Source organism: Candidatus Eisenbacteria bacterium (assembly GCA_016867715.1).
Taxonomy (GTDB): Bacteria; Orphanbacterota; Orphanbacteria; order Orphanbacterales; family Orphanbacteraceae; genus VGIW01.
This window is the reverse complement of the sequence record VGIW01000041.1, coordinates 1-26,872: the sequence shown is the minus strand read 5'-3', so window position 1 is coordinate 26,872 and position 26,872 is coordinate 1. Positions and strand designations below refer to the sequence as shown.

Genomic DNA, 26,872 nt, shown 5'->3' with positions numbered 1-26,872 from the left:
TCACCGCCACGTCCCCCGCCGGTATCCCCGCGACCGGGTTCCCGCTCCCGTCCCGCACAGTCACCGTGATCGCGAGCACCGAATCCCCAAGACCGTCCGGACGAAGCATCACGTCGTCGTTCACCGCCACGGTCGAAAGCGTCGGATCGATTCCCGAAACATCCTCGAACGCGCCCGTCAACGCGAGCGCAAACGTCTGCGGTCCGCTTGGAACATTGTAGCCGTCCACACGGACCGTGTAGGTTCCCGCGACGGGCGAAGCGATCCGCACGACCTCCTCGACGTTCCTCCGATCGTAGCTTCCACCCGTTACGGAAGAGCCTCCGGAGAAGACGTTCCCCTTGAACGTTCCCGAAGGGCCGCTCACCGTGAGATCGAGATCGTTCACGATCGCGACGCTCGCTCCCGCCGCCGCCGCCTTGTCGGTCCAAACGAGCACGATCTCGAGAGACATCCCAGCCTCGACATCGTATGTGAAGGTCGTGTGCTGCCCGGTTCCGAGCGCGGTCCCCTCGTCCTCGATCCGAAGCTCGCGCGCGTCTCCATCAAAGTAGAGCGCGTCCTCGAGCTTCACGCGCCCCCATCCCTCGTTGTTGTTCGGGATGTCGGCGGTCCCCATGTCCGCCGCCGAGTTCATCACGACCGCCTTCACCAACGCGGCGCTCGGGTTGATCGAAGGTCCGGATCCCGCGGATCCGCCCGGATACCATCCCTCGCGGAAGTACTGCCGCGTGAGGGCTGCTGTTCCCGCGACCGCCGGCGTCGCCATCGAGGTCCCCTGGAACGGGTCCCCCTGCACGTTGCACGTGTTCGCCGGGGGATTCCCCGTGTGGTTGTCCGCCGAGAAGATGTACGCATAGCCCGCCTCGCCGCCGGGCGCACACACTGTCGGTTTGAAGCGGTTGTCGAACGTCGGCCCGCGCGAGGAGTAGCCCGCGATCGTTTCCTGGTTCGGCGCCTGGCGCGTCGCGCCGACCGTGATGCAGTTCTTCGCCGTCCCCGGATAGCCGACCGTGCTCGCCCCCGACCCGGCATTCCCCGCCGCGAAGAGGATGAGGAAGTCGCGGTGGTTCGCCATGAACGCGTCGACGTTCACGCAGTACGCGTCGTAGCTGTTCGACGATCCTCCCCAGCTGTTCGTGTGGATGCGCGCCCCGTTGTTGTACGCGTCGTTGTACGCGCCGGTGAGCGAGGTCGGCGGGCTCACGCCCCCGGTCATGCAGGTCCAGGAGTCCGCGTCCTGCACGTCCTGCATCCCGATCTTCGCCGCGTACGCCATCCCGTTGTGGCTGTAGTTCCCCGGATTGACGAACGACTGATCCCCCGCGACCGTCCCCGCGACGTGCGTGCCGTGTCCCGGATCGCACGCGTCGTAGAGAACGCCGCCGCCGTACGCCTGGCAGAAGACGACCTTGCGGTGGGTCGGTCCAGGAGGCGCGCTCCCCGCGCCGCGGAACCAGCAGCTGTTGTAGTCGATCCCGGAGTCCATCAGGAAGACGGTCTCCCCCTCGCCGTGCAGACCGCGGTCCCAAATCGGCGTCTGTCCCGAGACGTTCGACTGCACGACCCACTTGGTCGTGTTGTTCATGAGGAAGTACTCGGGAAGCTCCTCGATCCACCAGACATCTTCAATCGACGCGATCGCGGAAAGAAGCGAGGGGTCGGCGTGCACGAGAAGAAGCTTCTGATACGGATCATCGACTTCCTCGAGAACCTCCGCTCCGAGCACCTCGATCCCGCTTCCCGTTCCGGAAAGATCCTCGAACACGCGCACGCGGAGCGTGAGCAGCGGGTCCTCGCTTCTCTCGCGCCCCTTGAACTCGTGCGTTCCGATCGCCGGCGAGATCTTGTACGCCGGCTCCCAGCGCCCTGCCCATCGGACATCGCCCGAGGCGCGAAGCGGTTCGAGCGCGTCCGGAGCGACCCGCACGAGATACGCGAAGTCGGGGAGATATGAAACGATCTCCGCGCCTTCTCGCGAGAGAAGCGCTTTCTCGTTCTCTCCGACGGGGGCCGCGAACTGGACAACATGGTAACCCGCTTCTCCCGCCTCGAGCTCTGCGGCGACGAGAGACGGATCGATCTCCGGGCCTCCCGTTGCGGGATCGAACGTGTAGCCCGCCGCAAGATACAGGGAGATCGGTTCTCCTTCCGCACCGATCGCCGGGACGGCCGACCAGAGAACGGCTGCGACAACGACCGACAAAAAGACCGGTAGCTTGATCCTCACGCGTTTCCCTCCTTTTCCGGGATCGATCGGCATGCGTCCGGATGCCCCGCTCGCGCGTCGCCTGGCGCCCGCCCGCCCGCTCGACGGCGCCGTCCGCCGAGCAAGCCGGAGCTTATCACAGACGCATCTGTTTGTCAATGAAAGAGTTGCGCTCTCGTCTCGCCGTCTTCTCGGCCGCCGTCCCCCCTCACGGAGAGGGCGCCGCCCCCGAAAGCCGCGCGAGCGAATCGATCGCGGGCGCGAACCCGGGCGAGACCTCGAGGAGACGGCGATACTCGCCGGCCGCCCCCTCCTTCTCGCCGATCGTCTCGAGAAGCGTCGCGCGATTCCAATAGGCATGAACCAATCGCGGATCCTCCTCGCGCGCCTTCTCGAAGAATCGAAGCGCCCTCTCCGTCTCGCCGAGATCCCGAAGAACGATCCCGGCGTTGTTCCAAGAGACGGCATTCGTCGGGTCGGAGCGAAGAGCGTTCTCGAACGCGGCGTGTGCCTCGACAAGATGTCCGAGAGCGTGCTCCGCCCGCCCGATCCCGGCCCACGCCTCGGCGGAGAAGGGATCGAACCGGAGAGCCTCTTCGTACCGGCCGATCGCTCCGAAAGGATCCCCGGAGAGAACGAGAAGATCGCCGGCGTGGACCTCGGCCTCTTCCTCCTTGACGCCGAGCATCCGCTCCGAGGCGACCTCTTCCGCCGCGCGCGCGAGGTCGCCCGCCTCGAGAGAGATGGCCGCCATACGGCGCGCCGCCTCTCCCGGCTCCACGCGCCGCGCGCGCATCGAACCGAGAACCTCGCGGGCCTCCGCGGTCTTGCCGAGCCGAAGAAGGCACTCGGCGAGCGTCGTCCAGACGCGCGCCTCGTGCGGGCGATCGAGGACGACCGCGCGGAGGAGCGGCGCCGCCTCCGCGCACCGCCCGGAGCGGGCGAGGGCCGCCGCGTGCTCGAGCGCATCGCTCCGATCCTCGGGATCCTTCGCGGCCGCTTCGTCGAAGAGCGCCGCCGCGCGCGCGGCGTTTCCTTGAAGGAGCAACCGATCGCCCGCGAAGGATAATCCGCGGCTCGCGGTTTCCGGATTCCCGCGAAACGCATCGGCGTTCCCGAGGAGGAGCGCGAAGACGAGCGTCATGTACGGCAAGTAAAGAACGAGAAGGGGGCGATCAGGCTTCTGGAAGCGGAGAGAGAAGAGAAGCCCCGCCGCGGCGAAGGGAGGGGCGAGGAGCCAGAGCCCGCGCACCGGAAGGAGGAAGGCGGGCATCAGGAACCCTAGGGCGACGAGAAGCGCGATCACACGCCGCCCCCTTCGTTCCCCGAGGAGAACGGGGAGAGTCCACACGCTGTCCGCTCGGTCCCCCTCGATGTCCTTCAGGTCCTTCGCGTTGAAACCCGCCGCGACCCCCGCAAGGATGAGAAGGAGAAGCCCTGGCGGCGCGAGATGGAAGGCGCGGCCTCCCGCGAAGAGGGAGAAGCCCGCGAGAAACGCCGCCGCCGAAACGGTCCCGAGAAGGGCGGTCGCGACGATCGGAATCCGTTTGAGGCGGAGGGGCCGAAGCGAATAGAGCGCGGAAAGACCGAGCGCCGAGAGGACGAGAAGGAGCGGAACATGACCTACGTTGACCGCGAGGAGGAGCGCCGCGGCAGCGAAGAGCAAGGCAAGAGCGCGCACGTCCGAGGCGGAAAGCGCCCCGGAGACGAGCGGGCGCGCCGGCGCGTTCACGCGGTCGGAGGAGGCGTCGGAGAGATCGTTCCACGCGGCGCCGCATTGGAACGCGAGCACGATGGAGAGGACGATGGCGGCGATCGCGAGCGCGTCCATCGCTCCCTCGATCGGGCGTCCGTCGAGATAGGGGGCGAAGAGGACCGCGCCGAAGATGCATCCGAAAAGAGCGAGGCCCCCGTAGTGCAGGGTCCGGAGCGGCCGAAAATGCCGGGCGACGGCCCGAACCTTTTGCGGGTGAAGCTTCGCGAGCAGGATCCCTCCCGCGATCAAGAGGACGAAGAGGAAGAGAAGCGCGTGCTTCTGGCTCTCGTGACGAACGATCCCCCCCGAGCGGAAGACGGCGGCGACCGGGTCGTCGCCAGGCGCCGCCCATCCGAGCCGGTGCGCGCCGCGGGCGAAGAGGACCGGGAACGCGCCGAAGAGAGCGACGATCGCGTAGAACGCCGCGCCCGCTCCGAGCGCTCGTGCAAGGCCCGAGCCGCGGAGGCGCGCGTAGGCGACGACGAGGAGGATCCCGAGGAGGATCTCGATCCGCTGGCCGATCGACACCTCCGCGATCCTCGTTCGCGGATCAAAGAACGCGCCGGCCGTCTCGAAGAGGTTCGGAAGATAGGTGATCGCGTAGCCGCGCCCGCCGGATGCGAAGGAGTCCACGATCGGAGGGATCAGGATGAGGACCCAGCCGGCGAGAAGGACCCGAAGCACGCCGGCGAGAGGCGCGCGCATCGCCGAGGAGAGCGCGAGCGCGAGGACGACGTAGAGCGCCGCGTAGAAGACCGCGAAGTGGTCGAGAACCATGAGTGCGGAGACCCAGGGATCGGAAACGAAGCCGATGAAGCGGGTCTTCTCCAGAGTTCCCTCGAGAACGTTCCGCACGAGGACGATCGACAGGAAGACGACGATGCCGGTTCCGACGCCGAGCTCGCCGCGCTCCAAGGATTGAATCCGACCCACGAGCTGTTCCGCGAGATTCAGCCGCCTTCGTTCCCGTTCCGATCCCGCCGCCACGATTCCGGTCCCTCCGTGCGCGCCGCCGAAAGACGGACCTCCCGGCATCGCCGAACGATACTAACAGCCCGCGTTCGCCGAACGATAGAACTACGCGCGGGTCCCCTCGCGCGGCGCGCTCATGAGAAGAGCCCGGGAGCGTCTTCTCCCGGGCTCGGCGTTCGTTCGTCGCTCACGGAGCGAGGGTTGTCCCGCCCCCGCCTATCGGATCAAGGTCATCTTCCGGATGTCCGCCGACCCTCCGTTCTCGAGCCGGACGAAGTAGACGCCGGAAGGAACCTCTCTCCCCTCGCCGTCCGTCCCATTCCATACATGCATAAAGGAACCCGCGCTGTGCGGCCGGGAAGCGAGCACGCTCACCACCCGCCCGCGCACGTCGAGAACGAGAAGCCGGACCGGCCCCGCCTCCGCCACATCGTAGGCGATCGTCGTGGAGGGGTTGAATGGATTCGGCGTGTTGGGCCAGAGCATCGAACGCGCGGGCGCCGCGCCGGCGAGCCGCACGTCCGTCACCGCGTCCACCATGTAGATGGAATCCTGAACCGTGTAGGTGCAGAAGCCGTTCGTGCGGATCACGATGTCCCCGGCGATCTCCCCCTTCCCTGTTGGGATCGAACCGCCCGTTCCCTGCTCTGTCTGGTAGATGTAGGCCCCGACGTTCACGAGCCGGTTGATCACGGTGGACGTCGGATGGCCGTAAGGATTTCCGTTCCCAACGGAGATGATCGCGGCTTCCGGATTGAGCGCGTTCACGAAGCTCGAGTTCGAGTTGCAGTGGCTTCCGTGGTGGTTCGTGCGGAGCACCTCGACGTCGCCGACCTCCACGCCGACCGAGGTCTCGATGTCGCGATAAGGAGTGCAATTGGTGTTCCCCGAGATGTCCCCGCCCACAAAGAACTGGAAGCTCCCGACCTCGACCACGTACCCGATGCTGAGATCGTTCTCGTCGTACTGCGTGTAGTTGAACGGCGGCGAGAGAAGGCCGTTCCCGTTCACGCAGACGCACCGGATCGTCACGCCGTCCCCGAGATCGATCACGTCGCCGTCGTTGATCGTGCGGCGGAGCGAACCGATCGCGTTCACGTAATCATAGTAGCTTTGCGTCGTGTAGGACCAACCGCGGTCGTAGCAGGCGGAATCGACGCCGACCGCGTAGAAGACCTCGTCGAGCCCTCCGATGTGATCCGCGTCGTAGTGAGACGCGCCCATGTAGGTGAGCTGCGTGATGCCGAGCCCCTGCAGGTAGGGAACGACCTTGGAGGATCCCACGCCGTTGAAGCCCGCGTCGTAGAGGAAGGTCTTTCCCGTTCCCGATTGGATCAGCGTGCAGTCGCCCTGCCCGACGTTGATGCAGTGGATCGTCAGCCTCGGCTGCGTGTCCGTCACGACGGCCGACGGGCTGTTCGACACGCCGCCGAGCTGGTTCGCCTCGTCCATCGCTCGGATCGCGAGGTAGACCGTCTGTCCGGCCGGAAGTCCGGTCGCGAGCCATGTTTCTTGCGAACCGGACGGCTGCGGGATCGGCTCGCCGGAAAGATCGGTCGCGGAGGCCCAATTCGCCCCTGTGATCGGCGCGGAAGCCCAACGGGCGATGTACGCGCTCGCGGTCCCCGACGATCCATCGTCTCCGGTCGCGGTCCAGGTGAGGAGGACCGACCCGTTGTACTCGCCCGGCGAAGCGGCGAGGTCCGTGATCGTCCCGGGCGGGACATGATCGAGCCCGACCACATCGAAGTTGTCCCGCGGCTGCAGCTGGAATTGACTGGAGCCGTAGTAGAGGACGCCGGCGAGCTTCACGAGCGAGTCGCCGGCGGACGGCCGGCTGTACGTCATGAGGCTTCCGACGAGAAGGGTCTCGCCCGGCGCTTCCCCGTCGTACTCGACCGCGCGCCAGTCGCTCCCCCCGACCGACACGCAAAGGACCGAGTCGAGCGTCACGAGGACGCCTTCCCACTGCTCCGCTGTCGGACTCCCGGTGTTGATGTCTCCGACGGTCGCCGCCGAGGCGGGGGGCTCGGGGAAACCGGTTCCGAGAATCGTGACCTGGCCGCCGACGCCGCTCGACGCGTTGATGATCGAGTTCCCGCTCTGCTCGAGGTAGTACCCGGACACGGTGACGAACGCCCCTCGCGAAAGGGGAGGCGTCGTTCCGTATCGGACAAGAATCCCGCTGTACGGACCTCCGGCGTTCTCCATGATGAAGAAACCGTCGGAGATCACCCCGGTGACAACGATGCTGTCGACGGTCACCCACGTGTACGTGGAATAGGTCCCTTGTTGGATCTCATAGACCGTCGCGTCATCGGCGCCGGCAGCAGCGAGCGCCGGCAAGACAAGAAGGAACGCCGCGAGAAGGGCCTGGCGGGCTCGTGTCATGTTCGATTCCCCCGTAACGGAAACGCGCCTATCGGAAACAACCGGAGCGCCCTTCGGGCCGCGCTCACCCCGCGTGGGGGAAACGCATCGCGCCCGACCGGCCCACCTTTCGATTGGGGAGCAGTCAAAGTAACTCTAACACGTTCCGCGCCAAGCGGCAACAGGGATCGGGCCGGGGCAGGCGAGAAACCGCTCGAATCGGCTCTCCCGGGCCCTCCAGGGTCCCCGCTGGTCCTGTAGTCCCCGCTGGTCCTGTACCGGATACCCGATGGTATGCGGTATCCGATACCTTATCAGAGCCGATCCGCCGCACTTCCGCAACAGAAGGGCCCCCGACAGGCTCGCGGGGGAAGGTGGGTATCAGGTACCGGAAACCTGTGGCAACAGGTTCGGCTCGACACCAGGTATCCGACACCAGGTATCCACCGTTTCGCCGGCCCGGCGCGCGAGGAGTGCTTCTTCCGGTGCCCCCTTGCCCCGGGCCCCGGCCCAGAAGACACCGGTCGAGTTTCTGTCGGATGAGAACTAGTCGTAGTACTCCGAGCCGAGATGGTGGATCAGCTCCTCCCCCTTCATGTCTCGCAGCGTGTTCTTCAACTTCATCAGCTGGATGAAGAGATCGTGCTCCGGATAAAGACCCGGCGCGGTCATCGGGCTCTTGAAGTAGAAAGAAAGCCATTCCTGGATCCCCCGCCTTCCGGCTCGAGCCGAGAGGTCGAGGAAGAGCGCCAGGTCAAGAACGATCGGCGCCGCGAGAATGGAATCCCGGCAGAGGAAGTCGACCTTGATCTGCATTGGGTAGCCGAGCCAACCGAAGATGTCGATGTTGTCCCATCCCTCCTTGTTGTCCCCGCGCGGCGGATAGTAGTTGATCCGCACCTTGTGGTAGAGATCGCGGTAGAGCGTCGGGTAGAGATGCGGCTGCAGAATCTCCTCGAGGACGGAGAGCTTCGAGGCTTCTTTCGTCTTGAACGATTCGGGATCGTCGAGGACCTCGCCGTCCCGATTGCCGAGGATGTTCGTCGAGAACCAGCCGGACACGCCGAGGAGGCGCGCCTTGAAGCCGGGCGCGAGGATCGTCTTCATGAGGGTTTGGCCGGTCTTAAGGTCCTTCCCCGCGATCGGCACGCTCCTCTCGCGCGCGAGCTCGATGAGCGCCGGGATGTCGACCGTGAGGTTCGGGGCTCCGTTCGCGAAGGGAAGCCCGGAGCGGATCGCCGCGTAGGCGTACACCATGCTCGGAGAGATCCGCTCGTCCCTTCTCTTCAAGCCCTCCTCGAACGCCCGAAGCGACCCGTGCACGTCCGCCGGCTGGATGAAGATCTCGGTCGAGGCGCACCAGATCATCACCGAACGCTCGACTCCGTTCGCTTTCTGGAACGCCTGGATGTCCTCCATCACCTGTTCGGCAAGATCGTACCAGTTCGCCCCCTTCTTGACGTTCGGTCCCGAGAGCTTCTTGACATATCGATTATCGAAGACCGCGGGCATCGGGACGATCGATTCGAGAAGCGGCTTCACCCTCCCGAGAAGATCCTTCTCGAGAACTCCGGCCTTGCACGCCGCCTCGTAGCAGTTGTCCTCGAAGATATCCCATCCCCCGAAGACGAGATCATCGAGACCGGCGAGGGGGACGAACTCCCGCAGCGCGGGGACGCGGTTCTCCGTCCGCTTTCCGAGACGGATCGTTCCCATCTGCGCCAAGGATCCGATCGGCTCGGCGATTCCCCTGCGGACCGCTTCGACGCCGGCCATGAAGGTGGTCGAGACCGCTCCGATTCCGGGGGTAAGCACGCCGAGCTTCCCCTTCGCCTCTCGGATTTCCGCCTTGCTCATGAATGCTCCTTTCCAGACGGCCGGGTTCCGGCCGGTTCTGACGGAGAATACCGCCGGGAGACCGATTGATATCATGCATAGTTTGGATGAATTCGATAGAGGAATCCTATAGGATGAGCGACGGCGGCAGCGCGAGCGGCCCGACCGCCGCGAGGTCCGGAGGATCGACATGGAGCTTCCCAACGTGCGCGCGTTTCTCGCCGTCGTCCGCGAGGGCGGCTTCTCGGCGGCGGCCCGTGTTCTTCATCTGTCGCAGCCCTCCGTATCCACCCGCGTCCGCCGGTTGGAGGAGGAGATCGGTGAACCGCTCCTCGAGAGACGAGGGAAGGAGGTTCGCCTCACGGCGGCGGGAACGCACCTCCTCCCGATCGCGGAGGATCTCGTCCGCTCGGCCGAGGACCTCGCCCGGGCGGCGAGAGACTTCCGCTCCTTGAAAAGGGGACGCCTCGACATCGGCACGACTGACGTGGCGAGCATCTACGTCTTGCCGCGCGCCTACCGGCGCTTCGTCCGCCTCTATCCGGAGGTGGAGCTCTCCGTCGCGGTCGAGGGGAGCGTCCCCCTGCTCGAAGCCCTTCGTGCGGGGAGGATCGAGCTCGCCGTGGCGAACCTCCCCGTCGACGGAGACGACCTCGCGGTCGACGTGATCGACCGGGATGATCTCCTTCCCATCCTCCCGCGGCGCCATCCTCTCGCGGCGCGAGCGCGAGTCCTGCTCGAAGACCTCGCCTCGATCCCGATGATCACGTTCAAGGCGGACTCGGTGACGCGCCGCGAAGTCGACCGCACGTTCGCGACGAGGGGGCTCGCGCCGCGGATCGCCATGGAGATCTCGAGTCCGGAGGCGATCAAGAAGCTCGTGGAGGTGGGGCTCGGGTTCTCGATCCTGCCCGGCCGCTCGGTGCGCGCCGACCTCCGGGAAGGGCGCCTCGCCTCCCCCGCGCTCTCGGGGGCCCGCCTCGAAAGACGGACGGGGCTCATCCGCCCGCTCGACCGCTATCTCTCACCGGCGGCGCTGGCGTTCGCTTCGCTCGTCAAGGAATCCGCCCGATCCGCTCGATGACCGGACTACTGGATGTACCCGAGCGCCTTCAGGCGCTCCCGCGTCTCCTCGTCGTCCTCGAGGTGGAACGCCCCCGTTCGGCGAAGAGATGAGTAGCTCGGCACGGCGCGCACCGGGTTCGCGCGGAGAAAGTCCGGGTCGATCGCCTCGACGATCACCTCTCCGTCCATGTCCTCTGCGACCGGAAGCCCTAGAAGATAGAGAATCGTCGGGGTGACGTCGACCTCGCGCACGTCGGCGATCCGGACTCCCTCGCGGATCGGCGGCCCCGCGATCAGGAAGAGGGCTCGGCGGCGATGGCTCCCCGTGTTGAACTCGTGGCGCTCGCGGCGGAGACCGAGAAGCCGCGAGAAGGACGGGTGAAGATCGTACGGCCCGAGCCCGTGGTCGGCGGAAATGATGAAGACGGTCTCGTTCGGGTCGAAGCGCTCCTCCACTTCCCCGATCACCGAATCGAGAAATCGGAGGTACTCCGGGATCACCCGGCAGAAGGCCTTCCGCTCCTCCCCGTCGATCGGCGCCTCGGGAGAGAACGTGTGCTTCCAGAAGAAATGCTGCGAGTCGTCCGGGCCGGAGAAGTAGAGGGTGAGAAGATCCGGCCGGGTCCGATCGAGAAGAGAGAAGGCCAGCTCCGCGAGCCGCGAGTCCCTCCGGTAGATGCGGGAGAGGGCATGGTGATAACGGTCGATGAGCGAGCCCGAAACGAACGGGCGGTCGATGTCGGCGGAAGAGGAGAAGCCGAATCGGCTCTCCATCTCCGCGCCGATCGACGGGTCGCGGAATCTCTCCTCCTCATCCGCGGTGAGAAGATCGGGCGGGTACCAGAGATTCTGCTTCCGGATCGTCACCGCTTCGTTCGCGACAAGATAACCGGCGGTTGGAACGACCGGCGAGGTGAGCTGGGCGCCGATCGTCCCTGGAAGAAGCCCGGCCGCTTCCGCGATTTCCCACACGAACGGTTCGCGCACGAAGGTTCGGTTCGCGGTGATCCTCGAGACGCCGAGAAGGCCGCCGAGACGGGATCCGGCGAGAGGGACGCGGAACGGGATCGGATCCGAGAGGAAGGCGATTCCGGTCGCCTCGAAATCGTGAACGCCGTGTTCGTGCGGGTCGCGCCCGGTATGGATGCTCGTCCAGACGACGGGACTCCGCATCCCGCGCGAGGCGCTGTCGATAAACGGGTTCAGCTCGGAGATCCGCGGGAGAAGATCCGCGCGCGCCCCGCGGGCGAGAAGCGCCTCGAAGTTCGGGAGGATCCCTTCACCGATGAAGCGTTCGACGAGCCCGTGCGAAATGCCGTCGTACTCGAGATGACAGACACGGAACCGGGGGCCCTCCGGAGCGAGCGCCGAGGGGAGAGGCGGCGGGTCGCTTCCCGCGCCGGCACCGAGGATCGGGACGAGAAGAAGAAGATGCGCGGCGGCGGTCCCGATCGGACGGAGACGAAGGGGCGCGACTCGGCGGGCGGCGAAACGGGCGACCGGCAGGAGAACGAGGGCCGCCGCGGCGATCGGGAGGCCGACCGCGGGATCGAAGAGGTAGGTCGGGCGCATCGACACGAAACGAACTACGCCGAAAGGAACGAGAAGAAGAAGGTAGATCCAAAGGGCGCGGACTCCGACGGACGGCCGATCGCGTCCGCGGAGCCTCGCCCACGCGCGAGCGAGCGCGGCGCTCCCGATTGTGCCGGCCGCGAAGAGGGCGAAGAAAAGGATCGTGAGGAGAACGCGGTCGGCGAGGCCGGGCCAATCGCGGGCGATCCGGAAAATCGGCCAGACGGTCATCACCGCTGCAACAACGGCGGCCGCGAGAGCGTGCGCGAAGAGCGCGGGATCTCCGCCCCTCCCTCGCGACGAAGCATCCGCCGTCCTCTCTTGAATCGCCAACTCGCCCTCCTGATCGCCCTCCCGCGGCGCCCCTCATCGATCGTATCACGAACCGCGCGCCTTCCCTATCGGGGCACGAACCGGACGTCCCTGCGAATTCGCGCGCGATGGAGAATGTACGCGCCGAGAACGCCGAGAGTGCCGAGGCCGTACCGGACGCTCGCCCGGAAGCGGATCTGGGAAGCCTCGTCGAAGTAGCGGCAGGGGACCGGCACATCGGCGATGCGGAACCCGAGAGCGGCGACCGCGACGAGAAACTCGCTGTCGAACACGAACCCGTCGTCGAAGCGATCGTAGCGCACCCGCTCGAGCACTTCGCGCCGGTACGCGCGATACCCCGTGTGGCACTCGGAGAGATTGAGCCCGAGCACGAGGTTTTCGACAAGCGTGAGCGCTCGGTTCGCGAAGTACTTGTACACCGGCATTCCGGAGGCGAGCGCCTCCCGCCGCGTCCGGATGCGGGAGCCGAGGATCACGTCGCACACCCCGTCCTTGATGAAGCCGATCATGTAGGGGAGAAGGCGGGAATCGTATTGATAGTCCGGGTGGACCATGACCACGATGTCGGCGCCGGCGGCGAGCGCTTCCTCGTAGCAGCGCTTCTGGTTTCCGCCGTACCCGGAGCGCCTCGGGAGCTCGATCGCGCGAAGGCCGAGGCCGCGCGCGATCTCGACCGTCCGATCGGTCGACGCGTCGTCGACGAGAATGATCTCGCCGACCGACCCCATCGGGATGTCCCTCACGGTCTTCTCGAGCGTGGCCTCGGCGTTCCTGGCCGGCATCACCACGACGATCTTCATGGCCCTCGATCCGTCCAATCCGCGTCCGAATCGGCGAGGCCTCCGGCCTCCTCACCGCATGAGTGTCATCTTCCTCGAGCGGCTCGTTCCATCGGCGTCGAGCCGGTACATGTAGACGCCGCTTGGAAGGACGCGCCCGTCCTCTCCCGTCCCGTCCCAAACCGCCCGATTCTCGCCCGCCGAGACGGGACCGTCGAGAAGCGTTCGCACGAGACGCCCCGACGCGTCGTAGATCCGGAGCGCCGCCTCGCCGTTTCTCTCGATCGAGAAGGCGATTTCGGTCGTCGGGTTGAACGGATTCGGCGCGTTCGGATCGAGGCGCACGACCAAGCCGGTCCCCGGAACCGTGCCGGTGCTCCATGCCGTGGAGAAGGTCATCGCGTTGCTCCCGTAGGGGGACGCATGGGCGAACGCCGCGACGATCGCGTCGTGCTCGATCCCGAACTCGGGGAGAAGAACCGACCCTGCGTTCGCCCCGTCGAGAGGGATCTCCCCGACGCCGACCGGGACTCCGCCCGCGAACTCGATCACCCGCGGCTTCCAGATCGCGTCGTCGGAGCCGTCGAAGAGGAGCTCCATCGGCGATCCGTTGAGAAGGCGCCGGTACCGGCACGCGGTGATCGGGACGTTCATGTTGACCGGACCGACCGGATAGGACGAGTGCTCGACGGCGACGAAGCTCGGAAGATCCTCGCCGACGTAGCCGTAGCGGCCGTCCGCCAGCGTCGTGTCGTCGAGGAAGTTCGCGACCACCCAGTCGCCGAAGACATCGGTGAACGAGACGCCGTATCCGAGCGAAGAGAGCACCGCGTCGTAGCCGGCTGTGGAGTTCTGCCATTCCGCCACGACCCTTCGGATCGAGGAAAGCCCCCCGTACCTCTCGTGGAAATAGAGCGTCCAGAGATACGTCTGGATGTAGTCGGTCCACGCTCCCCCCCAGGTGACCAGGGGGTCGTGCGGGTTCGTGTTGAAACCGGAGATGACGTCCGGATTGCCGTAGAGCCACATCGCGAGCTCCGCACACCCTTCGTCCACCCACGCGACCTCGTCCTCGTCCATGTTCCAATGGATCATGTGCTCGAACTCGTGCGCGACCACGGCGAGCAGATAGTCTCCCGCGACGTCGTGGTCGCTGCAATTGATGTAGACCACCTCGCACTCGTTCGATGCGTACGGGAAGGTCCCGTCCGGGTACTGGTCGAAGTACCAGAAGAAACCGTCCGCGTTGACGTCGAAGTCGTAGTAGAGGATGTAGATCTTCGGGTCGTTGTCGAGCTCGTCCGGGGGAGGTCCGAAGGCAAGCGTGTCGAGATCGTAGATCCCCTTGTCGGGATAGGGCCCGGGCGAGTGCGAATCGAAGCGTGCGAGGATCGTGTCCACCTGCTCCTGATGTACGTTCACGTTCCACTGGCTGTCCTCGACGACCACGTAGCAGTTCACTCCTTCGCCGCGCACCGTGCACGAGCGGATCACCGCCTGAGGCGGTCCGTTCAGCTTCCAGATGTACCAGTTCCAGGAATCCCCGACGCTCGGATCGGGGGGCGGCGTCATCGCCTTGCGGGGCACGGCGCGGGACGGCCCGCCCCTCGAGGGGCGGACCACCGTCCGCGCGGCGGCCTCTTTCTCCTCCTGAAAGAAGGCGGTGGCGCAACGGATGTGGGGCGGCCGATTCGCAGACGCCTCCGGGGCCCATGCGAAAAGACCGGCCGCGACCAGAGCGAGGGCGGGAAGTCCTCCTGGGTTCCTCATGAATCGCTCCTTTCGATCAGGATTCGATGCCGGCTCGGAAGGGGAGGCGCGCCGAGGGGGGGGTAACCTGGATTATGCACGCGTTTCCAACTGCGCCCGCAGATCTCCCTTCGCGCTTCCGCGCTCCGGGAGCTTCCTCGGCGACCCGTCCCTCCGGGACGGGTGCCCGCCTCGGTCGCGCGAGAAGACGCCTACGAGGCCTCCCTTCCTTCGCCGCTTCCTCAACAGGGACCCGTGGCGCGCTTGGATCTTGTCGCGACGGTTACGAGCGACAAGTCCTAGCGCGCCGGGGGGGCCGAGACTACGATTCCGGGAGCGGCTCATCCAAGTCGGCCTCTCGGCACGCGCTCCGCATCCTCGCGACGAAAACGCGTGCATAATCCAGGTTAAGAGGGCGCCGTCCCTCCGTGAACATAGCCCGCCGCCCCCGCTTCCGTCAACCCAGGGCACGGGTGTTGCCCTGCGCGGTCCGCCGCGTTAACCTGTTCGGGCGCGTCGCCGCCCGGTCGGTGCCTCCGATGGAACCCGGCGCTGCCGGGTGATGTGCAAGACGAGGATCAAAAGGAGAAACGATGGAGCCGAGCGATCCCGCCCCGCCGGGCAGCCTGGACCAAACGATCGAGAGCCCGCGACCTTCCGTCTCGTGGCGCGCCCGCATCTGGGCGCGTCTCAAAGACGTCTTCTTCATCGCCTTCTCGGTCCTCTTCCTTCGCACGTTCGTCGTGCAGGCGTATCAGATCCCGTCGGGATCAATGGAGGACACGCTCCTCGTCGGGGACTTCCTGATCGCGAACAAGTTCATCTACGGGCCCCCGATCCCGTTCACTCCCTACAAGGTCAAAGGCCGCGCGCCTCATCGCGGGGAGATCGTGATCTTTCGGTCCCCCGCCGACAACAAGGACTACATCAAGCGGGTGATCGCGCTTCCGGGAGAAGAGATCGAGATCCGCGACAATCGGGTCTTCATCGACGGGAAGCCTGTCGAAGAGGACTATATCTTGCTCAAGGGAGCGCCCCCCTCCCATTCCGATTTCGGCCCCCTCACGATTCCCGCGGGGCATGTCTTCGTTCTCGGCGACAACAGGAATCAGAGTTACGACAGCCGCTTCTGGGGTCCTCTCGACGAGAAGCTGCTGCGCGGGAAGGCGGAGATGATCCACTGGTCGTGGGACAAGCTGCGAAGGCGCCCGCGACTCGAACGGATCGGGGATCTGCTTGGGTGACGCCAATCGATCCCAGCCTTCCGGCGAGTTCCGCAGCTCGCCGGGGCGCCTGACTTCATCCGACCCAAGCCCCGGAGAATGAGGAATGATCGAGCCGATGCACCCTTCCCCCGATCCCGAGCCTCCTCACTCGGACCGGTTCGTTGGATGGCCCGAAGTTGGCCGGTCGCGAAGCCGAAGAAGAGCCCGCTTCGGATCCGGATCGTCCGGGTTCAGATGCGACGCCTCTCGATAGCACTTTGCCGCTTCCGCGATCCGCCCGGTCTTCTCCAGAACGAGCCCGAGCGTGAAGCGGGTTCGCGCGCGGTTCGGTTCGATGCGGATCGCTTCGCGCAGAATTCGCTCCGCTTCGTCCTCCTCGCCAATTTGGAGAAGAAGCGCCCCGTAGTAGCCGAGCGTGCGCCCGTCGGCGAGCCCCGCGCGGACCGCGGGGGCGATCACCGAGGCGGCGGCGCGCGCGTCCCCGAGCACCTCGTGTGCCCGCGCGAGATTCTGGTGGTGACGAAGCTCGAGGGGCGCGATCCGAAGCGCCTCCTCGTAGAGAGCGATCGCCTCCTCCCATCGCCCTTCCTCCGAGCGGATGGACGCGAGCTGCGCGTACGGCGTCGCGTGCGCGCGGTCCGCGCGGGCATCCGCGAGCGCGAGGAGGATCACGAGGGGCGCGAGAGCCGCGAGAAGACGCGGTCCTCTTCCTGAGAGACCGAAGGCCGCCCCGGCGCCGGCGAGCCACGCAGCGACGGGAAGGAGCAAGAGGACGTAGCGCGTCGAGACGAAGAAGAAGAGAAGCGTGAAGACCTGGACCGCCGCGAAGACGAGCACCGCGGGCGGGATCCTTCGGCGCGCCTCGGAGCGGAGAAGTCCGAGCGCGGCGAAGAGGAGAAGCGGATAGTGAAGGAAGACGAGCGTCCGCGGAATCCCGGGAAAGCGGGCCGTTTCGAAATCGAAGTCCGACCCGAGCGGCGTGAAGCGCGCGGAGAGAAGGAGGCGAAGCTTGCGGAGTTCGAGCACGACGTACGCGCCTGGGTTCGCGCGAACCCACCGAAGCCCCTCGCGGAACCAGAAGGCGGACGCTTCTCCCGCGTCCAGCGTTCTTCCGGCCTTCTCCGACGCGACGCGCCTCGACTCCGTCGCCAGCGTTTCGATGTCCGCGCGAAGCTCTCTCACCTTCCCCATCGAGCCGCGGGCGCTCGGGTTGTTCCCGTGAAGAAAGACCTCGCCCGCGTTCGCCGCGATCGGAACGAACCCGCCCCCGACCGCGAGATTCCGCGCGAGGACCGGAAGGATCACGACGAAGAATGCCCCGGCGAAGAGGAGCGCGCCCGTCCTCTCCCGACGAAGAAGGAGAAGCGGGAAGAGAACCCCGAAGAGGAGGAGGTTCGCCCGCGCGAGAGAGGAGACTCCCGCCGCGAGCCCCGCCGAAGCCCGTCCGAGGAGAGAGTCGCGCGGACGAACCGCGAGGCGGAGCGCGAGAAGCGCGGCGAAGAGAGCGACCGTCTCCGGAAAGAGCTTTTCCTCGAAGTGAACCGGATACGGATGAAGCGCGTAGGCGGTCGCTGCTGCCGCCGCCGCCGCCCGGGGGAGGAATGCGCGGGCGAGATCCGCGACAAGAAGAATCGAGGCGCACCCGACGAAGAGCTGCGCCCCGTAGACGGCCGTGAGGTTCTCTCCGAACACGCGGAAGATCGCCGACAGGAAATACGGATAGAGGGGCGCCTGATAGAAGGCCTCGCGCGGTGCGTCTCCCGCGGCGATGAGCCGCGCCCACTCGAGATAGTGATGGGCATCGGAGAAGAGACGCGCGGCGAAGGGGTTCTCGGATGAGTACCGGACGAGCGAGAAGACGCGAAGCGCGAGCCCCGCCGCGAGAGGAACCGCGAAGAAGAGGATCCGGGTCTTTCCCTTCTCTCGGACCGCCCCGGTGTCCAACTTGCCCCCTCCGGCGAACGATTCATTCGTGTCTCAAGCAACTACGGGGAACGCTCCTCGAGCTCCCGGATCCACCGGTCGATCCGCTCCTTCAAGCCGTCCGATGCTTCCTCCCGAACCTCGCGGCATCTCTCGAGGAACGAGAAGAGCGGATCGGTCGAAGCGAGGACGCCGACCAAGTCGCGGACGCGCGCCGCATCCTCTCCTTCGAGGAGCCCGGCGTAGGCGAGAAGATGCCGCGCGGTCTCCTCCGCGTCCCCGCGGCGGAGCGAGAGGAGGATGAGCCCCTCACGCGCGGCCTCCGCATGAGCGCCCGAGAGAGCGAGCTGGCGGTACAACCTCTCCGCTTCGAGCTCCTGCCCGGTGTGGAGCCGGCAGTCGGCGAGACGAAGACGGATCTCGTCTTCCTTCCCGCGCATGAAACGTTCGCGCTCGATCTCCTCCAGAGCCTCCCGGTAGCGGCCCTCCGCGCGGAGAAGGTCGACGAGAGCGAGACGGAGGTCCTCGTCCCCGGGGGCGGCGCGGAGCCCCTCCCGGTAATGGGCTTCCGCCTCGGATCGCATCCCGCGACGCTCCGCGAAGAGCCCGAGGAGATGCCGCGCGCGCGGCGATTCGCCCGCCCCGTTCCTTGCCGCCTCAAGCACACGGCGCTCCGCGTCGTCGTAGCGCCCCATGCGGAAGTAGAGCGTCGCGAGGCCGAGCTCCGCGTCCCCGTACTCGGGACGGAGCTCGATCGCGCGGAGGAGGTTCGCTTCCGCCCCGCTCCAGTAACCGGTCTCGATGAAGACCCGTCCGAGCCCGCACCGGGCGGGAGCGTGGTTGGGATCGAGATCGAGCGCGTGGCGGAATGCTCCCATCGCGTGCGACCACTTCCCTTCCGAGAGGAGACGGAAACCCCGCTCCGCAGCGGCGCCCGCCCGGTCCTCGGGGCGCATGTCGCTTCGGAGCGAGCAGCCCGCGGAGAGGAGGAGAAGAAGGAAGAGGAAGAGGAGAAACCGCGCGCGTGACTCCCGCCGGCGCGCGCGCCGATCGAGTCTCCCTCGGCGATTCAACGGAGGTAGAGCCATAGGAAGAAGAGAACAAGGAAGATCGCGGCCGCCAAGAAGAGCGCGCGCCCGACCCCGAAGCGGAACGAGCCGAGAACTCCCCCTTGCACCGGGAGCCTCTCCCCGCAGTAGATGCACCGAAGGTTCTCCTCGGGCGTCGGCCGGCCGCAGGCCGGACACTTCTGGAGCACGGTCATCGCGCGAACCTCGCCGAAACCTTAGCCGCCGGTTCGCGGCGGTGTCAAGCGATCCAGGCCGCCATGCGCCCCGCGGTCTTCGTTCCTATCGGATGATGACGACCTTCCGCACGGCGCGCGCATCGGCCGAGGATGCGACCGCGAAGTAGACACCCGAAGGGAGCGGCGTCCCGCGCGCGTCCTCTCCGTCCCAGATGAGATGAAGCGATCCCGCCGGGGCCGGCCCCTCGTGCAACCTTCGCACGAAGCGCCCCCGGAGATCGTAGAGGGAAAGGTCGAGAGAAGAGCGGGTCCCGGCGAACACGACGTCGATCCGGGTCGCCGGGTTGAACGGATTCGGAGAGACGGCGATCAGGAGCGGCCCCTCCGGACGATCGACCGCTCCCGCCACGGCGGCGATCGCGTCCTCGTACCACGGGACCGAACCGCCGAACGATCCGGCGAGAACTCGGTCGGCTGCCGGCGAGACCCAGCGGATATCCAACGGTTGGAGCCCCGCGAGGAGCGGCTCCCACGTTTCCCCGCCGTCCCACGTTTCGCACACGCCCCCCGCCGTCGCGACAAGGACGTGCAGGGGATCCTCCCGATCGACGGACAAGCACCACACGCTCCGATCGATCAGGCCTTCGTTCTTTCGCGTCCAGCTCGCGCCGCCGTCCGTCGACTTGTAGACGCCGCCGCCGCCGCCCTCCTTGTAGTATCCGCCCGCGTAGACGATCGACGTGTCCGACGGATCGACCGCGATCGCCCGCACGTAGCGCTCGGGGATCGGAACCGAATCCCACGTGGCGCCGAAGTCGCGCGAGCGGAAGAGCCCGTTCTCGTAGGTCCCCGCGTACACGAGCATCGGCGCCGTCTCGACGGTCGCCATTCCCCACACCTTCTTCGATCCCATCCCCGACGTCGACGAACTCCAGCCGCTCCCTCCGTTCGAGCTCCGGTACACGCCGGCCCACGTCCCGCAGAGAACGTGGCTGCCGCTCCCCGGCCGGTAGCGGATCGCGGTCGCCGTCGGGTTCGAGGGGAGGCCGCTGTTGGAGGGGACCCAGCTCGCGCCTCCGTTCGACGAGCGGAACACCCCGCCGTAGAACGCGCCGGAGAGAAGCCTTCCCGGATCGACGGGGCTTACCGCGACGGTTCGCATGTCGCGCCGAAGGACTCCGTTCGAAGCCTCCGCCCACGTCCATCCGGTGTCGGTCGTCACGGAAAGCCCGCCGTACGACGCGGCCCAAACGACGCCGGCGTCGTGAGGGGAGACGGCGAGCTCCCACACGAAGCGGTTGGTGAGACCCTCATTCACCGCCGACCACCCGGAGGCCGGCTCATGGGACCCGAACACGCCGCCCCAGAAAGTTCCTGTATAAATCGTATCGTCATGAAGAAGAAGCGAGCACGCGATGGTGTCGGCGAGGCCCGCGTTCCTCGCCGTCCAGCTCGCGCCCCCGTCGAACGTCTCGAAGACGCCGTTCCGGGTCGCCGCCCAGATCGTCTGAGAGGCGCCGGGACGGATCAGGAGCTCCTCGGCGTACACCTCGCCCATTCCGGCGCGGCGCGCCGACCAGCTGAGCCCGCCGTTCGTCGTCCGGTAGACTCCGCCCCCGAGCGTCGCGGCGTACGCGAGGTTCGCGTTCGCCGGATCGACCACGACATCCGCCACGCTCGACTCGGCGATGCCGGCCGAACGAGGCGACCACGTCTGCCCGCCGTCGAACGAGAAGAAGACGCCGCCGTCGGTCGCGGCGTAGCAGATGTTTGGGGAGGAAGGGGCGAAGGCGAGAGCGCGCACGGAGAGGACCGCGAGGCCCGTGTTCGACGGGAACCAGGTCGTCCCGGCGTCATCGCTCCGGAAGATCCCGCCGCCCGCCGTGGCGGCGAAAAGACGCGTCCCGCCCGGTTGATACGCGAGGTCGCGCACCATGAGGTTGGCGAGGCCGTTGTTCGTCGGGAACCAGCTTCTCCCGCCGTTCGCGCTCCGATAGACCCCTCCTCCTCCCGTTCCGGCAAACATCGTGTCCGCGTCGAGCGGATGCTCGGCGAAGGCGAGCGCGTCGAAGACGAGGATCCCGCTGTTCTGCGGCTCCCAGCGGCCGCCGCTCCGCCGGAAGATCCCTCCTCCCTCGGTCCCAGCGAAGATCGAACCATCGGAAGTTCGTGAATGAAGAACGGGAACGCGGCCGCCGAAGGGCCCGCCCTCGGCTGTCCAGAGATCGTATCCCGCCGGCGAAGGAGCCGCCGGCGCGAGAAGGAACGCGAGGAGGAGAACGGCGAGAACTCTCATGGCCGTCGATGTCCACCCGGGGAGCGGGGCACGCGAGGAGCGCGGCTCACGGTTCGCGCGGGTCGGCCGGATCGTCGGAACAACACATCTCTCGCGCGCCCGACCGCGGGCGAGCGCGCATAGAGCAAGCAAGGCGGGGGAATCCGGCGATCCCCCCGCCGCGAACGCTCGCTCGATCTCCTAGACCCAGCCCGCCTCGTGGGGCTTGTCCACCCTTCCAGGCTCCCCGGGAGGAGGCGGCGCGAAGGAAATCATCGTGATCTCCTTCAGGTTCCCGTGCCGCACGAGTTCGGGCTTCTCGTAAGGACTCTTCTTTCTTGCTTCCATCGTGTTGATCCTCCTGTCCTTTCTGACCAGAATGTTAGCACGCTCTCGCCAGGCCCGTCAAGGGCCTGCGCACGCCTCCTATCGGATCAGGACCATCCTCTTCGTGTCCGTGAGCCCTCCGCTCCTCAGGGAGTAGAAGTAAGTCCCTGAAGGCACGGCACTTCCCTGATCCGAATCCCCTTCCCAGAGGAACGTATGGAGCCCGGCCGGGAGGCTCCCCGCCCAGAGCCTCTTCACGACCTGGCCCGCCGTGTTGTAGATCACGAGCTCGCTGAACGCGCCCGAGGGGAGCTCAAACGAGATCGCGGTCTCCGGGTTGAAGGGGTTCGGGATGTTCTGGTGCAGGACGAACCGCGCCGGCGTCACGCCCGGAAGCCCGTTCTCTTCGGGCTCCAGGAAGGTCGGGTCGAGCCGGACCTGGTACTGCATCCCGCACGTGTCGGTGTACGTCACATCGAACCAGACGTTGAAGCTTCCGCCCGGATAGTTTCGCAGATCAAAGGTATAAGTGTCGATTCCGTAGCTCGAGGCGCCCGGAGCCAGATCCGGATAGCTGCAGTTCCCATCGGCGATGAGGAGCCACGCAAGATCGTCGTGCATCTGAGCTCCGATCGACCGCGCCTTACCCGGCCCGTTGTTTTTCACCTGCACCTGGACCGTCCAGAGGCCGTACGGCGTGTAGCTGATCGTGCGATAGCCGCCGAGCGAGAGGATCGGCTGCTCGGCGACGCACCCGGTGAGAACGCGCGTGATCGTCGAGTCGCAAACCGGCGGCGCCGGATCACCCTTGCCGATCCCGAAGCACTGCACGCAGACGACGAACTTGTGCTCGTCCCCGGTCTCGGCGTCCGCAGGGATTCCGAGTCTTACCGGGAAGTCGTACCACTGGCCCGGCTGCAGGGTCTTGAAGGAATCGCCGAACAGGGTGTCCCAGTCGGGGGTCTGGAAGACCTCGATGCCGAAGTCGAACGTGCAGTTCCCCTCGTTCGTCACGCGGAACAGATAGTCCATCGTCTGGCCCGCGGTCCCCGTCGTGTCCTCCGTGCGCGCGACCACGGAGACGCCGCAGAGCGGGTCGACGGAGATCTCAACCGTGTGCGCGTCCCACACCGCGGGATCACAGAAGGAAACCGCGGCAAGCTCCACCATCGCGATCGAGCCGCACGGCTCCCCGTTCGGGATCACGACCAGCACCTCGACGTTGTCGATGCCGCCCGGGTTAAGAACCGGCGTCGTCGGGTCCCCGACGATCTCGACGAACCAGCCTTGGGCGCAGGTTGCTGTCAGCGCGTACTGGTCCGGATCGCCCCCGATGTTCTCCACGAAGAAGTCGGCATAAAGCGAGTCGCCCGGAACGCCGCCAAGGAACGTGTCTCCATACACGTCGACCCCGGCGTCGCACGGAACGACCACGGTCGTGAGGACACAGCTCTCGTCGATCGGGTCTTGCTTCGCACCCTTGTCGGACACGATCTCGAGGATCGCGCAGAGCTTGTCCTTGTCCCCCTCCGTCGCTCCTTCCGGAACGATGTGTCCCACGTCCACGATCGCCGTGTCGCCCGGATCGAGGGTCTCCCGCACGCCCTCCGGGGTTTTCCCCCAGAGGGCGGTGAAGATCACCAGATACTCCGCCGGGCAGTTCCCCGTGTTCGTCAAGGTGAACTGGTAATCGACCGTGTCGCCCGGAGCGCCATTCCGGTTCGCCTCGTCGCTCAGCATTCCGTCGAGGACATCCTGCACGCACTCCGTGGCGGTAGCGGCATTCGCCGCGTTGAACACGCGGCCGACCGCTCGTAGAGCGACCTCGGCCGTTTCCGTGCAGAGCGCGCCCCCCGGGATCGAGACGTTCACGGTCACTTCCGCGGAGGCTCCTCCCGCGAGAACAACGAACGGCCCGCCCGGAAGCGAGACGAACCAGCTCGGCATGTCGACACTGGCCTGCAGGTTGAAGGTGTCAAGGCATTCCCCGGTGTTCTCGACCTCATAGGCGACCGGGTGCACCGTCCCCGGCGCGCCGCACACGCTGTTCGTGAGGACCGAAACATCCACGCCTTTCACGAACCCGATCCCGACGAAGGCCGTGTCCACGTCCGCGACCGGCGCGGACTCCGCGTCCTTGTCCACGTTCGTGGCGAAGAGCCGGGCCTGTTCAAACACGTAGGCTCCGGAAAGCGGACACGAGACGGAAAGGACCTGGTGCTGCACTTCGACCGTGGCCGCCTGTCCGGGTCCGAGATTCACGAACGTCTGCCCCACGATCGAGACCGGCATCCCGAGTAAGGACGAAGGCGTGAGATAGAAGGTCTCCGTCACGTTGCCGGTGTTCCTCACCTCGAAGTCGTGGTAGATGGTCTGCGGCGGGATGAGCCACGTCGTGTCCGGGCTGACGAGCGTGACGTCCACTCCGTACTCGCGCACGAAGAGGGAGCAGGCCCTCTCGTCGACGCCGCCCCCCTCGACGGTGACGAGGAACGCGAACCCGCCCGAAACGGTCGGCGTCCCGTAGATCTCGCCCGTCGTGGTGTTGATGTTCATCCCCTCCGGAAGACCCGACTGACCCCATAGGTACGGGGGAATCCCTCCGGTCGCCGTGAAGACGACACCCGAGGGATACGGCTCACCAAGCGTCGCGTCCGGAATCGGGCAGGCCGGAGTCGTCTCGTTGATCTCGGGCGGGGGCACCGCGAGCGTGCTGAACGATCGACAGGGCGACCACGAGCCGAACACCCCGCAATCCGCTCTCGCGCGAACCTGCCAGTAGTAGGTTAGGCCCTGCTGGCAGGAGAAAGTGTAGCTGGAGATCGCCGTCGCATACACGGTGCCCGTGCCGCAGCTCGCGCCCACGCGCACCTCGTATCCGATCGCACCCGCCACGTCCGACCAATCGAGAGGCAGCGGACACGCGAGACCCGAAGCCCCGTCCGCGGGGCTCAAGAGAGTCGCAACCCCGGGAGCCGCCGGCACTGTCGTGAACGAGAAACACGCCGAGTACTCCCCGTACGTGTTGCACGCGTTCTTCGTCTTCACCTGCCAAAAATACGTCGTCCCCGCCGCAAGCCCCGAAAACCCGTACTGCGACGCGACCACGTCGTACTCCGTACCCGTCCCGCACGTCGTCCCGATCCGCACCCGATACCCCGCCGCCCCCGCGACGTCCGACCAGTCCAACGTCCCCGACGTCCCCTGACACGTCGCCCCGTTCGACGGGGTCTGCAATGTCGGCGCTCCGAGAGGGGAGGGAGCGGCCGTGAAGCTCCGACACGCTCCGTACTGCCCGAACTCCCCGTTCGCGCACTTCGTCTTCACGTGCCAGAAGTACGTCTGCCCGGGCAAGCAGGCGAAGCTGTAGCTCGATGCGACGACGTCGTATTCGTCTCCCGTTCCGCAGCTCGACCCGATCTGCACCCGGTACCCCGCCGCGGTGGCGACATCCGCCCAATCCAACGTTACCGGACACGCCAAGCAGGTCGCCGCATCCGCGGGAAGCTCGAGCGTCGGAGAAGGCAGCTCGCAAGTCGCGGGGCCGGAGGGACAGGAGACCGTGTCGCACGTCTCGTCGGGCCCTTCGAAGTAGAGAGTCGAGAAGCCCGTCGTCTGGACGGCCGAGAACGGCCCGTCGAGCACCCACTGAATGCACCCCTCGTCCGCGACCTGATACTGCAAGGTCCCGACCGCGTACGGTGTGTTCGCGGGAACGGGACTCTCGAAGGAGAAGTCATAGGCGCTGATCGACCAACACTTGTAGTTCGGATACCGATCGGTGATGAACTCGCTGATATCGATCGGGAAAGTCCCCGTGTCGGAAGCGAAGACCGTGAAGTTGGTCCATCCGGTCGGGGATGTATAGGTGAAGGTCGCGTTGCCGATCTTCTCCTTGTCCGTGACGCAGAACGTGCACCCGTGTCCGAAGACGCCCTTCGGGATGTCGTCGATAAAGACCCGGATCGACTTCGTCGTCCCCACATCCCCGGCCGTCGCATCGAAGAGCATGTCGTCCGTCGGTTCGCACACGAGGTTGGTGTTGGCGTCCAGCCCGAGGAACTCGCTCGCGGACGCGACGGCAGGAAAGGCGAGCAGCAGGACGAGCCAAGCGAGGGAACCCGGTAACGAAGACCGCATCATGAACCTCCTTGTCGAGTCGCACATACCTTCTGATCGCGGCGTAACGATCCCTTCGATCCCTTTGAGGATGAGACAGTTTATCACGAAAACCGGCCAGTTTCCAGCGTTTTTCCGTTGTTGGGCCCCTGCCCGCCGGGCCGCCGCCCGCGGGCTTGACCCGCCCCCCGCCGGGGCGTAGAGTGCTCGCTGTCATGAATGGCACGCGCACCCGGATCGCCTCCCGCCGGGGAAGAGCGGCCGCCCTCCTCCTCGCCGGAGCGGCGGTCCTTCTCGTCCTCGCGGTCGTTCTCCTCGCACGAGTGCGGGCCCCGGGACCGGTGGTCGGGCGCAAGTACCTGCTCTCTCCGATCGGACCTGTCGGCGCGGCGGACGCGTTCGTCTGGAACCGCCCGAACGGGGCAGAGCGGTTCTTCCTCGAGGTCATGGATCAGGACGGAATGCTTCTCTGGTCGCAAGCGACGCGCGACACGATGCTCCCTTGCCCCGGCGGGCTCGGCTTCTCGGCGAATCGGATCTACCGGTGGCGCGTCACCTACACGTTCGCCGACGGTGTTTCGCTCCCCACGAACGACGAGACGTTCCAGGTCCTTTCGCCCCCGAACAATCCATTATGAAACCGATCTTCGTCGCGACCGATCGGTACGAGGTCGACATCGGCCCGCACGTCTTCCCGACCGCGAAGTACCGCCTCGTGCGGCTCGCACTCCTCGCGGGGAAGGCGTGCGCGCCCGAGGATTTCGCGGAGCCCGAGCCTCCGTCGCGGGAGGATCTCCTTCTCGTGCACACGAGCGCCTATGTCGACGATCTCGATCACGCGCGCCTCACCGAGCGGACGTACCGGTCCGAGCTTCCGGTCACGCGCCCCGTGATCGAGGCGTTTCGCCTCGCGGCGGGCGGGAGCATCCTCGCGGCCCGCCTCGCGGCGGAAAGAGGCGTCGGAGTCCATCTCGGCGGCGGGCTGCACCATGCCTTCCCCGACCACGCCGAGGGTTTCTGTTACGTGAACGACGTGGCGATCGCCGCCCGCGCCGCCCAGAGAGACGGGCTCGCCCGAAAGGTACTCGTCGTCGATCTCGACCTCCATCAGGGGA

At 66.4% G+C, this 26,872-nt stretch carries 17 protein-coding genes; 4 read left to right on the top strand and 13 right to left on the bottom strand.

The genetic code is table 11. The annotated features are described in order from the left end of the window. From FJY73_08595 to FJY73_08580, 4 genes are all read right to left on the bottom strand, one after another. Nucleotides 1–2,230 (bottom strand): S8 family serine peptidase (locus FJY73_08595; GenBank protein ID MBM3320716.1); only part of this gene is annotated, 2,230 nt, incomplete at its 3' end. A 187-nt stretch (nucleotides 2,231–2,417) separates the two neighbouring features. After that, nucleotides 2,418–4,898, bottom strand: a complete 2,481-nt coding sequence (locus FJY73_08590; GenBank protein ID MBM3320715.1) for a UbiA family prenyltransferase — start codon at nucleotides 4,896–4,898, stop codon at nucleotides 2,418–2,420. 255 nt (nucleotides 4,899–5,153) lie between these two features. Beyond that, the gene (locus FJY73_08585) at nucleotides 5,154–7,328 is read right to left on the bottom strand and encodes an MBL fold metallo-hydrolase (protein MBM3320714.1); all 2,175 of its coding nucleotides are present in this window, start codon (nucleotides 7,326–7,328) and stop codon (nucleotides 5,154–5,156) included. Nucleotides 7,329–7,853: 525 nt separating this feature from the next. Then, on the bottom strand, nucleotides 7,854–9,164 hold the full coding sequence (locus FJY73_08580; GenBank protein ID MBM3320713.1) for an inositol-3-phosphate synthase: 1,311 nt from the start codon (nucleotides 9,162–9,164) through the stop codon (nucleotides 7,854–7,856). 169 nt (nucleotides 9,165–9,333) lie between these two features. Between FJY73_08580 and FJY73_08575 the strand changes: the two genes are divergently transcribed. Further along, nucleotides 9,334–10,227: a LysR family transcriptional regulator gene (locus tag FJY73_08575; GenBank protein MBM3320712.1), complete on the top strand. Its 894-nt coding sequence runs from the start codon at nucleotides 9,334–9,336 to the stop codon at nucleotides 10,225–10,227. Nucleotides 10,228–10,232: 5 nt separating this feature from the next. Here the strand turns inward: FJY73_08575 and FJY73_08570 are convergent, their stop codons facing one another. The 3 genes from FJY73_08570 to FJY73_08560 all read right to left on the bottom strand — a co-directional run bounded on the left by FJY73_08570 (nucleotide 10,233) and on the right by FJY73_08560 (nucleotide 14,662). Further along, nucleotides 10,233–12,113, bottom strand: coding sequence for an alkaline phosphatase family protein (locus tag FJY73_08570; GenBank protein ID MBM3320711.1), 1,881 nt, complete (start codon nucleotides 12,111–12,113; stop codon nucleotides 10,233–10,235). Nucleotides 12,114–12,178: 65 nt separating this feature from the next. Next, nucleotides 12,179–12,895, bottom strand: coding sequence for a glycosyltransferase family 2 protein (locus FJY73_08565; GenBank protein MBM3320710.1), 717 nt, complete (start codon nucleotides 12,893–12,895; stop codon nucleotides 12,179–12,181). 69 nt (nucleotides 12,896–12,964) lie between these two features. After that, nucleotides 12,965–14,662: a T9SS type A sorting domain-containing protein gene (locus FJY73_08560; GenBank protein ID MBM3320709.1), complete on the bottom strand. Its 1,698-nt coding sequence runs from the start codon at nucleotides 14,660–14,662 to the stop codon at nucleotides 12,965–12,967. A gap of 572 nt (nucleotides 14,663–15,234) precedes the next feature. On the opposite strand from FJY73_08560, the gene lepB reads away from it, so the two are divergent. Next, on the top strand, nucleotides 15,235–15,885 hold the full coding sequence (lepB, locus tag FJY73_08555) for a signal peptidase I (protein ID MBM3320708.1): 651 nt from the start codon (nucleotides 15,235–15,237) through the stop codon (nucleotides 15,883–15,885). 126 nt (nucleotides 15,886–16,011) lie between these two features. On the opposite strand, the gene FJY73_08550 is transcribed toward lepB, so the two are convergent. The 6 genes from FJY73_08550 to FJY73_08525 form a co-directional block, all read right to left on the bottom strand. Continuing rightward, nucleotides 16,012–17,811, bottom strand: coding sequence for a tetratricopeptide repeat protein (locus FJY73_08550; protein ID MBM3320707.1), 1,800 nt, complete (start codon nucleotides 17,809–17,811; stop codon nucleotides 16,012–16,014). 41 nt (nucleotides 17,812–17,852) lie between these two features. Further along, nucleotides 17,853–18,863 (bottom strand): tetratricopeptide repeat protein, encoded by a 1,011-nt coding sequence (locus FJY73_08545; protein MBM3320706.1) that lies wholly within the window; start codon nucleotides 18,861–18,863, stop codon nucleotides 17,853–17,855. After that, nucleotides 18,860–19,054 (bottom strand): hypothetical protein, encoded by a 195-nt coding sequence (locus tag FJY73_08540; GenBank protein ID MBM3320705.1) that lies wholly within the window; start codon nucleotides 19,052–19,054, stop codon nucleotides 18,860–18,862. The genes FJY73_08545 and FJY73_08540 overlap by 4 nt, the downstream gene beginning before the upstream one ends. 85 nt (nucleotides 19,055–19,139) lie before the next feature. Next, nucleotides 19,140–21,332 (bottom strand): hypothetical protein, encoded by a 2,193-nt coding sequence (locus tag FJY73_08535; GenBank protein ID MBM3320704.1) that lies wholly within the window; start codon nucleotides 21,330–21,332, stop codon nucleotides 19,140–19,142. 180 nt (nucleotides 21,333–21,512) lie between these two features. Further along, nucleotides 21,513–21,659, bottom strand: a complete 147-nt coding sequence (locus FJY73_08530; GenBank protein MBM3320703.1) for a lasso RiPP family leader peptide-containing protein — start codon at nucleotides 21,657–21,659, stop codon at nucleotides 21,513–21,515. A gap of 78 nt (nucleotides 21,660–21,737) precedes the next feature. Next, nucleotides 21,738–25,781 (bottom strand): T9SS type A sorting domain-containing protein, encoded by a 4,044-nt coding sequence (locus tag FJY73_08525; GenBank protein ID MBM3320702.1) that lies wholly within the window; start codon nucleotides 25,779–25,781, stop codon nucleotides 21,738–21,740. A 191-nt stretch (nucleotides 25,782–25,972) separates the two neighbouring features. On the opposite strand from FJY73_08525, the gene FJY73_08520 reads away from it, so the two are divergent. After that, a complete protein-coding gene (locus FJY73_08520) occupies nucleotides 25,973–26,395 on the top strand; it encodes a hypothetical protein (GenBank protein MBM3320701.1) in 423 nt (140 codons plus the stop codon). After that, nucleotides 26,392–26,872: histone deacetylase (locus FJY73_08515; GenBank protein ID MBM3320700.1), on the top strand; the 481-nt coding region annotated here is incomplete at its 3' end. The genes FJY73_08520 and FJY73_08515, both read left to right, overlap by 4 nt.